Source organism: Nocardioides sp. NPDC057772 (assembly GCF_042798075.1).
Classification (GTDB): Bacteria; Actinomycetota; Actinomycetes; order Propionibacteriales; family Nocardioidaceae; genus Nocardioides.
The window spans coordinates 1-7,532 of record NZ_JBHVKN010000237.1 but is presented as its reverse complement, the minus strand read 5'-3'; the positions used below and the strand labels follow the sequence as shown (position 1 = coordinate 7,532).

Genomic DNA, 7,532 nt, shown 5'->3' with positions numbered 1-7,532 from the left:
TCGTAGATCCACGCGTGCGTACGGTCCGCGCAGCGCAGCTCGTACGGACGCTCGTCGGTGACCTCGACGCCGAGGCGCTGCAGCACGGGCAGCACGGGACAGATGAGCCGGGTCGGCGTGGTTGAGCGGGACAGATGAGCCGACTCGGCGTTCTCGGGGGCGGTCTCTAGACTGAAGCCATGAGCATCGACCTCGGCACCCCACGCCTGATCACCGACGACGAGAAGGCCGTCCTCCTCGCCGAGCCGCGCGGCTACTGCGCGGGGGTGGACCGGGCCGTGATCACCGTGGAAGAGGCCCTGGACCTCTACGGCGCGCCGGTCTACGTTCGCAAGGAGATCGTCCACAACAAGCACGTCGTCGACGACCTCCGCAACCGCGGTGCCGTGTTCGTCAACGAGCTCGACGAGGTGCCTTCGGGCGCGACCGTGGTCTTCTCCGCCCACGGCGTCTCGCCGGCGGTCCACGCCGACGCGGCCGTGCGTGAGCTGAAGACGATCGACGCGACCTGCCCGCTGGTCACCAAGGTCCACCTGGAGGCCAAGCGGTTCGCGCGCGAGGGCTACAGCATCCTGCTGATCGGCCACGCCGGTCACGAGGAGGTCGAGGGCACCATGGGCGAGGCGCCGGAGGCGACCACGCTCGTCGAGGGCCCCGGCGACGTACCCGGCATCGAGGTGCCTGACCCCTCCAAGGTCGTCTGGCTCTCCCAGACCACGCTCTCGGTCGACGAGACCATGGAGACCGTCGCCGCGCTCCGGGAGAAGTTCCCCGAGCTGCTCGACCCGCCGAGCGACGACATCTGCTACGCCACCCAGAACCGCCAGCAGGCGGTCAAGGAGATCGGCGCGGCCAGCGATCTGGTCATCGTCGTCGGCTCCGGCAACTCCTCCAACTCGGTCCGCCTGGTTGAGGTCGCGCTCGAGGCCGGCGCCAAGGCCGCCTACCGCGTCGACGACGCCAGCGAGATCGACGAGTCCTGGCTCGACGGCGTCCGCAGCGTCTCGGTCACCTCCGGTGCCAGCGTGCCCGAGAAGCTGGTCGAGGGCGTCGTCGGATTCTTGAAGGACCGTGGCTTCCCCGACGCCAAGGCGCACAAGAGCGCCGAGGAGTCGCTGATCTTCGCACTGCCCAAGGAGCTGCGCAAAGACCTCAAGGCAGCGTCCGCGAGGGGTTGAGCGGCCCCCGCCCAAGAGCGTTAGGGTCGAGGGGTGGCCCGATTTCTCGACGTACACCCTGACAACCCGCAGCCCCGCCTGATCAGCCAGGTCGTCGATGCCCTGCGTGACGACCAGCTGATCGCGTACCCCACCGACTCCGGCTACGCTCTCGGCTCTCGGATCGGCAACAAGGACGGCCGCGACCGGATCCTGCGGATCCGTGGTCTCGACGACCGCCACCACTTCACGCTGATCTGCAAGGACTTCGCCCAGCTCGGAACCATGGTCCATGTCGACAACAGCGCCTTCCGGGCGATCAAGCACGCGACGCCGGGGCCCTACACGTTCATCCTCCCGGCCACCCCCGAGGTGCCACGACGGCTGATGCACCCGAAGAAGAAGACCGTCGGCGTACGCATCCCCGAGCACGCCGTCGTGCAGGCGCTGCTCGACGAGCTGGGTGAGCCGCTGCTGTCCTCGACGCTGATCCTGCCCGGCGAGACCGAGCCGGAGGTCTTCGGCTGGAACGTCAAGGAGGCGCTCGACCACCAGGTCGACATCGTCATCGAGGCCGGCGAGACCCCGGCCGAGCCGACCACGGTGATCGACTGGTCCGACGGTCAGCCCGAGGTCATCCGCGAGGGCGCCGGAGACGTGTCCGGCTTCCTGGCTCTGGACTGAGGACCGCGCTCAGGAGGCCAGCGCGCGTTCGCGCTCGACCTCGTCGCGGGTCTCGCTGCGCTGTCGCAGGACCCGGCGGCGCATCACCAGGCAACCCAGGCAGAGGGCGTAGCCGATGAAGAGGCTGATCGCGTGATGTCCCAGGCCGCTGACCACGGCTTGGACGAAGCCGTCCTCGGCATCGGCGATCGACCCCGGCTGAGTCGCGGCCAGCAGGATGAAGATGCCGAGCATGATCAGCGGCGGGAGCACGCCGACCACGAAGAAGTCGCTGGGCCGGACGATGAGCGCGAGCGTCACCGCGATCGCCACGAAGGTGAAATCGAAGAGCAGGCCGATCTGATCGTCGATCAGCAGATCGACGAAGGTCACGGTCAGCGACGTGGCGGATCCGAGCGCGACAACATGGCGGCCGGACTCTCGTCCTTCCTCCCAGATGGTGCGCTGACTCATGGGGTCACGATCTCTCGTATGCAGCCTGTGTATCAGAACCCACGGTAGGGCCCGACACACCGTCATTTTCGGCGGCGCGCCGATCATCCTCCCTCACGCTGCTGAGCCGCTCCACAGCGCGGATCTCCACGGGACGCGGCGTCTCGAGAACGTCGTCGGTTACCGATAATTCATTGAAACGACGGGCCGCCACCAGCACCCGGTTGTCGAGGGATCCGATCGCCTGGTTGTAGCGGGTCACCGCGGTGTTGAGCGAGCGCCCGATGCCGTCCAGGTGGGTGGACATCGTGGAGAGACGTTGGTGCAGGTCACGGCCGAGCCGGTGGATCTCCCGGGCCTGCTCGGCGAGGGCTTCGTGGGACCAGCCGTGCGCGACGGTGCGCAGCAGAGCGATCAGCGTGGTCGGCGAGGCCAGCACGACCCGGCGCTCCCCGGCGTACTCGATCAGGCCCGGCTCGGTCTCCAGCGCCGCCGACAGGAACGACTCCGCGGGCACGAAGAGCACCACGAACTCGGGCGACTCCTCCAGGAAGCGCCAGTAGGACTTCGAGGCCAGCTGGTCCACATGCGTACGCAGCTGGGCGGTGTGGCGGCGCAGGTGGGCGCGGTAGTCGTCCTCGTTGTCCGCGGCCGCGGCGTCGAGGTAGGCGTCGAGCGGGACCTTGGAGTCCACAACCAGCTCCTTGCCGCCAGAGAGGTGCACCACCAGGTCTGGGCGCAGTCGTCCGTTCTCCAGCTGAACCTGCTCGGAGAAGTCGCACTTGTCGACCAGACCCGCCAGCTCCACCGCGCGGCGTAGGTGCATCTCGCCCCAGCGGCCCCGGACCTGAGGCTTGCGCAGCGCCGTCGACAGCGACCGGGTCTCGCTCTGCAGCCGACCGACCTCCGTCTCGAACTGCCCCTGCCAGCGCGCCCGCTCCCGGTCGAGATGTTGCATCTGGTCGCTGAGTCGGTCGAGCCCCTGCATCACCTCGGCCTGGTCGACCATCCCCGCCGCGACCGTCTCCACGCTCCTAGCCCGTGACCAGAGGACCCCCAAGACCGCACCGAGGGCAAGACCCATCACCAGCCCGAGCACAAGGATCCAGATCTCCATACGGATGATCCTCCCAGGCACCACCGACAGTTTTGTTTGCGATTGCTCCGCAATTCGCGCAGCGCTTGCGCTTGACCCTCGTCTTCCTCCGCTCCGTTCGTCGCTTCGCTCCTCACTGCGCTGCGTCCAGACGAGGGGCGCTCCAGCGCTGATCATGACCGGAGAAACTCGTTCGTGGTTGCATGGGGACATGGCTTACGACGCCGAGCTCGCTGAACGTGTCCGTGCCCTGATGCCTGCCGATGCCACCGAGGTGAAGATGTTCGGTGGGCTGGCGTTCATGGTGAACGGCAACATGGCGTGCGCGGTCGGCGCCGACGACCTGCTCGTACGCACCGGGAAGTCGGCCTACGAGGCGGCGATCGCGGCGGGGGCGGAGCCGATGGTCATGGGCGCCCGGACGATGTCCGGCTACGTCAACGTCGCCGCCGACCTGCTGCGCGGCGCCGCGCTCGCCGACTGGGTCACGCGGGGCGTGGCGACGGCCGAGTCGCTGCCGCCGAAGCCATCGAAGTAGCCGGCGCCGGCAGTGCTCAGTCGGCGAGGTCGACGATCACCGGAGCGTGGTCGGAGGGAGAGCCGGTGCCGATCGCGGGATTGCGCTCGTCGAGATCGACGAAGGCACCGGTGACCCGGGACGCGAACGACGGCGAGCCGAGGACGAAGTCGATCCGCAGGCCACGGTTGCGCTCGAAGCGCTGCCGGTAGTAGTCGAAGTAGGTGTAGGCCTCGGGTCCGGGCACGAAGGGACGTACGACGTCCTTGAAGTCCTTCTCGATGGCGAAGAAGGCGTCGCGCTCGGCGGGAGTGAGGTGGGTCTTGCCGACGAACTGCTTGGGGTCGAAGCAGTCCTCGTCGTAGGGGCAGACGTTCCAGTCGCCGACCATGGCCGACGGCCCGTCGTACCAGGCGGTGGCGGCCTTCTGCAGCGCGGCGAGCCACTCCAGCTTGTAGGTGTAGTGGGGGTCGTCGGGCTTGCGGCCGTTGGGGACGTAGACCGAGGTCACGCGTACGCCGCCACACGTCGCGGTGAGCGCCCGCGCCTCCGCGACGTCCTTGAACGACGGCATCCCTTCGAACCCGACCTGGAGGTCGGAGAGTCCGACGCGGGAGATCAGCGCGACGCCGTTCCACTGGTCGTACCCCACCGAGGCGACCTCGTAGCCGCGGGCCTCCAGACCCATCGTCGGGATCTGGTCGGGCTTGGCCTTGGTCTCCTGCAGAGCGAGCACGTCGATCGAGTGTCGCTCGACGAAGGCCTCGACGCGGTCGATGCGGGAGCGGATGGAGTTGATGTTCCAGGTGGCGATACGCACGCCCGTCAGACTATCCACTGGCCGGGGTGGACTACCGTTTGAGGCGTGGGCAGCGCGACGATCGAGATGCACGGGGTCCGGCGTCTCTATGAGCAGGCCGACCTCTCCGAGCTGGTGGCCCTCGACGACATCGAGCTCACCATCGAGCCCGGCACGTTCGTCAGCATCATCGGGCCCTCGGGATGCGGCAAGTCCACCTTGTTGCGGCTGGTCAGCGGGCAGGAGAGGCCCGACGCCGGCACGATCACCGTGTGCGGACTGACGCCGAAGGAGGCCGCCGAGGCGAAGGCCTTCGGGTTCGTGCCGCAGTCACCGGCGCTGCTGCCCTGGCTGAGCGTGCTCGGCAACGTGACGTTGCCCCACAAGGTCAATCGGCGCGGGGCCAACCGCCGGAGTGACCGCGGTCGCCCCGACCTCGAGGCGATGCTGCGCGAGGTCGGTCTGGGGGAGTCGCTCCACAAGCTCCCCGCCGAGCTCTCGGGCGGCATGAAACAGAGGACCGCGATCGTACGCGCCTTCGGGCTGCGCCCCGACGTACTCCTTCTCGACGAGCCGTTCGGTGCACTCGACGAGTTCACGAGGGAGGCGCTCCAGGAGCAGCTGCTGGAGCTGTGGGAGCAGACCCGCGCGACGGTCGTCTTCGTCACCCACTCGATCTCCGAGGCGGTCAGGCTCTCGGACAAGGTCGTGGTGATGGCCCCGCGTCCGGGCCGGATCACCGACGTCATCGACATCGACCTGCCCCGCCCGCGACACCAGGAGATCATCACCTCGCCGGAGTTCCACGCCTACGAGCTCGCCCTCCGGGAGAGCCTGCGGGATGCCTTCAGCCACAGCGAGGTCGTTCGGTGAGCAAGGTCCTCGATGAGGTGGTCGTCCCGGCCACCGGCACGACCGGCGCGCGACGGCTCCGTCACCGCGCACGGCTGCTGCGGCCGGCGTACTGGCTTCCGTTCGTCCTGCTCCTCGTGGTGCTCGGGTTCGGCTGGGAGGTGGGCGCGCGGCGGATGCCCTATCTGTTCGCGCCGTTGGGCGACATCGCCAGCGTGCTGACCGGCGACCCGGCGTACTTCCTGTCCAACACCCTGGTCACGCTCGGCGAGGCACTGGTGGGGCTCGGGATCGGGTTCGTGGCCGCGTTCGCGCTCGCTGTGGTGGTGAGCGAGATCGGCGTGGTGCGGCGGGCGGTGATGCCGCTGGCCGTGGTGCTCTCGGTGACGCCGCTGGTGGCGATCGCGCCGCTGCTCGTGGTCGCCCTCGGCTTCGGGATGGGGCCGAAGGTCGTCCTGACCGCGCTGGTCTGTTTCTTCCCGATCCTGATCAACGTGGCGACCGGGCTGCGCGCCGTGCCGGGTCCGGTGCTGCAGGTCTATCGCACGGTGGCCGCGAGCCGGCTGGAGGTGCTGCGACACCTGCGCATCCCGGCCTCGCTGCCCTACGTCTTCGCGTCGCTGCGGATCGTCTTCCCGCTGTCGATGATCGGTGCGGTCGTGGCGGAGCTCTCCGCCGCGGGTTCGGCCGACGGCCTCGGCAGCGTGATCCAGGTGGCCAGCTCGCAGAACCGACTGGCTACGGTGTGGGCAGCGATCTTCGTCCTCGCGGCGCTCGGCTCGCTGCTGTTCTGGCTCGTGACGCTCGCCGAGCGGCGAGTGCTCCACTGGCACCGGTCCTGACTCTCTTGAAGGAGCCCTTCATGTCTCGCGTACGTCCGATCGCCGCTGCCCTCACGTCGGTGGTCGTCCTGCTGGGCGCGCTGACCGCCTGCGGATCCTCGCAGGACTCCGCCGGTGAGCGCGGGAGCGCGGTCTCGGCCGAGCGCTGCGAGGAAAACCGGAAGGCCGGGACGATCACCTACATGTCGGGCTACTACTGGCAGGCGTCGGTCTCGATCATGGAGGCCATCGCCGCGGACCAGCTGGGCTACTTCGACGATCTCTGCCTCGACGTCGAGCTGCAGCCGGGCTCGGGCGACGTCTCGCAGAACGCCAAGCTGATCGCTGCCGGGAAGGTGCAGGTCGGACCGCTCTCGGAGCAGGACATCATGACGTCCAACGCGAGCGGCCTGAAGGTGCTCGGCGTCTCCTCCTACTCCAACGCGGGCCTCGACGTGCTGATGACCGGCACCGGCATCACCGACCTGAAGCAGCTCGAGGGCAAGACGCTGGGCCACAAGGGCTGGGTGCCGGTCGGGGTCCAGGCGATGCTCGCCGAGGCCGGGGTCGACATGGCGAAGGTGAAGCAGGTCAAGGTCGGCTACGACCCCGGCGTCCTGCCCCGCGGGCAGGTCGATGCGCTGGTCGGGTTCGTCTCCAACGAGCCCAACCAGCTGAAGAAGGCCGGCGAGAAGGTCACGGTCTGGGAGCCGACCGACTTCGACGTGCCGGGCTCCCTCGGTGCCTACTCCGTCAACCCGGCCTGGGCGAAGAAGCACCCCACCGCGGTCCAGGACTTCCTGCGTGCCGTCTTCAAGGCCTACACCTACTGCGCCGCCTCCGACCACGTCCAGGAGTGCATCGGCTACCAGCACGACCTGGCCGGCGCCGAGTCCGACGAGAAGCACGAGGCGGCCATCTGGCGCACGGAGGTCGAGGTCGCAGCCGACAACCCGCTCCCGGGCAGGTTCGGCTCGGTCGACCCCGACAACGTCGCCGCCCTGGCCGAGGTCGTGACGACGTACGCAGGGCAGAAGGTCACGCCCGAGCAGGCAGCATCCTGGTTCGACTCCTCCTTCGCCGAGGCCGTGGTCGATGACGCCGACAAGGTGATCTGGCCGGCTCCGTGACGCGACCGCAGGCAAACGTAGGATTTTCCGTCGAAACTTTTGCC

At 68.5% G+C, this 7,532-nt stretch carries 10 protein-coding genes; 6 read left to right on the top strand and 4 right to left on the bottom strand.

Going from position 1 to position 7,532, the window contains the following annotated elements; all coding sequences use genetic code 11:
- On the bottom strand, positions 1 to 86 hold an 86-nt coding region (locus ACFVJS_RS24785), incomplete at its 3' end, for a hypothetical protein (protein WP_378886004.1).
- 93 nt (positions 87 to 179) lie between these two features.
- Between ACFVJS_RS24785 and ACFVJS_RS24780 the strand changes: the two genes are divergently transcribed.
- The gene (locus ACFVJS_RS24780) at positions 180 to 1,178 is read left to right on the top strand and encodes a 4-hydroxy-3-methylbut-2-enyl diphosphate reductase (protein ID WP_378886002.1); all 999 of its coding nucleotides are present in this window, start codon (positions 180 to 182) and stop codon (positions 1,176 to 1,178) included.
- A gap of 33 nt (positions 1,179 to 1,211) precedes the next feature.
- Entirely contained in the window at positions 1,212 to 1,841 is a 630-nt protein-coding gene (locus ACFVJS_RS24775; protein ID WP_378886000.1) for an L-threonylcarbamoyladenylate synthase, read from the top strand.
- 9 nt (positions 1,842 to 1,850) lie between these two features.
- Here the strand turns inward: ACFVJS_RS24775 and ACFVJS_RS24770 are convergent, their stop codons facing one another.
- Positions 1,851 to 2,294, bottom strand: coding sequence for a DUF6542 domain-containing protein (locus ACFVJS_RS24770; protein ID WP_378885998.1), 444 nt, complete (start codon positions 2,292 to 2,294; stop codon positions 1,851 to 1,853).
- Positions 2,295 to 2,298: 4 nt separating this feature from the next.
- The gene (locus ACFVJS_RS24765) at positions 2,299 to 3,390 is read right to left on the bottom strand and encodes a DNA recombination protein RmuC (protein ID WP_378885996.1); all 1,092 of its coding nucleotides are present in this window, start codon (positions 3,388 to 3,390) and stop codon (positions 2,299 to 2,301) included.
- Positions 3,391 to 3,580: 190 nt separating this feature from the next.
- Here ACFVJS_RS24765 and ACFVJS_RS24760 point away from each other — a divergent pair, with 190 nt between their 5' ends.
- Complete coding sequence (locus tag ACFVJS_RS24760) at positions 3,581 to 3,907, top strand: TfoX/Sxy family protein (RefSeq protein ID WP_378885994.1); 327 nt, start codon at positions 3,581 to 3,583, stop codon at positions 3,905 to 3,907.
- Between the two features lie 16 nt (positions 3,908 to 3,923).
- Here the strand turns inward: ACFVJS_RS24760 and ACFVJS_RS24755 are convergent, their stop codons facing one another.
- On the bottom strand, positions 3,924 to 4,706 hold the full coding sequence (locus tag ACFVJS_RS24755) for an exodeoxyribonuclease III (RefSeq protein WP_378885993.1): 783 nt from the start codon (positions 4,704 to 4,706) through the stop codon (positions 3,924 to 3,926).
- Positions 4,707 to 4,751: 45 nt separating this feature from the next.
- Here ACFVJS_RS24755 and ACFVJS_RS24750 point away from each other — a divergent pair, with 45 nt between their 5' ends.
- The 3 genes from ACFVJS_RS24750 to ACFVJS_RS24740 are packed head-to-tail and all read left to right on the top strand — an operon-like array spanning position 4,752 to position 7,488.
- On the top strand, positions 4,752 to 5,558 hold the full coding sequence (locus tag ACFVJS_RS24750) for an ABC transporter ATP-binding protein (protein ID WP_378885991.1): 807 nt from the start codon (positions 4,752 to 4,754) through the stop codon (positions 5,556 to 5,558).
- Positions 5,555 to 6,379, top strand: coding sequence for an ABC transporter permease (locus tag ACFVJS_RS24745; protein ID WP_378885990.1), 825 nt, complete (start codon positions 5,555 to 5,557; stop codon positions 6,377 to 6,379). Before ACFVJS_RS24750 ends, ACFVJS_RS24745 begins: the two co-directional genes overlap by 4 nt.
- 20 nt (positions 6,380 to 6,399) lie before the next feature.
- The gene (locus ACFVJS_RS24740) at positions 6,400 to 7,488 is read left to right on the top strand and encodes an ABC transporter substrate-binding protein (RefSeq protein WP_378885988.1); all 1,089 of its coding nucleotides are present in this window, start codon (positions 6,400 to 6,402) and stop codon (positions 7,486 to 7,488) included.
- Positions 7,489 to 7,532: the final 44 nt, after the last annotated feature.

Bases quoted from the DNA above. Each gene is read 5' to 3' on its own strand.
- ACFVJS_RS24780 (WP_378886002.1), top strand. From the start codon at position 180: ATGAGCATCGACCTCGGCACCCCACGCCTGATCACCGACGACGAGAAG.
- ACFVJS_RS24770 (WP_378885998.1), bottom strand. From the start codon at position 2,294: ATGAGTCAGCGCACCATCTGGGAGGAAGGACGAGAGTCCGGCCGCCAT.
- ACFVJS_RS24765 (WP_378885996.1), bottom strand. From the start codon at position 3,390: ATGGAGATCTGGATCCTTGTGCTCGGGCTGGTGATGGGTCTTGCCCTC.
- ACFVJS_RS24760 (WP_378885994.1), top strand. From the start codon at position 3,581: ATGGCTTACGACGCCGAGCTCGCTGAACGTGTCCGTGCCCTGATGCCT.
- ACFVJS_RS24740 (WP_378885988.1), top strand. From the start codon at position 6,400: ATGTCTCGCGTACGTCCGATCGCCGCTGCCCTCACGTCGGTGGTCGTC.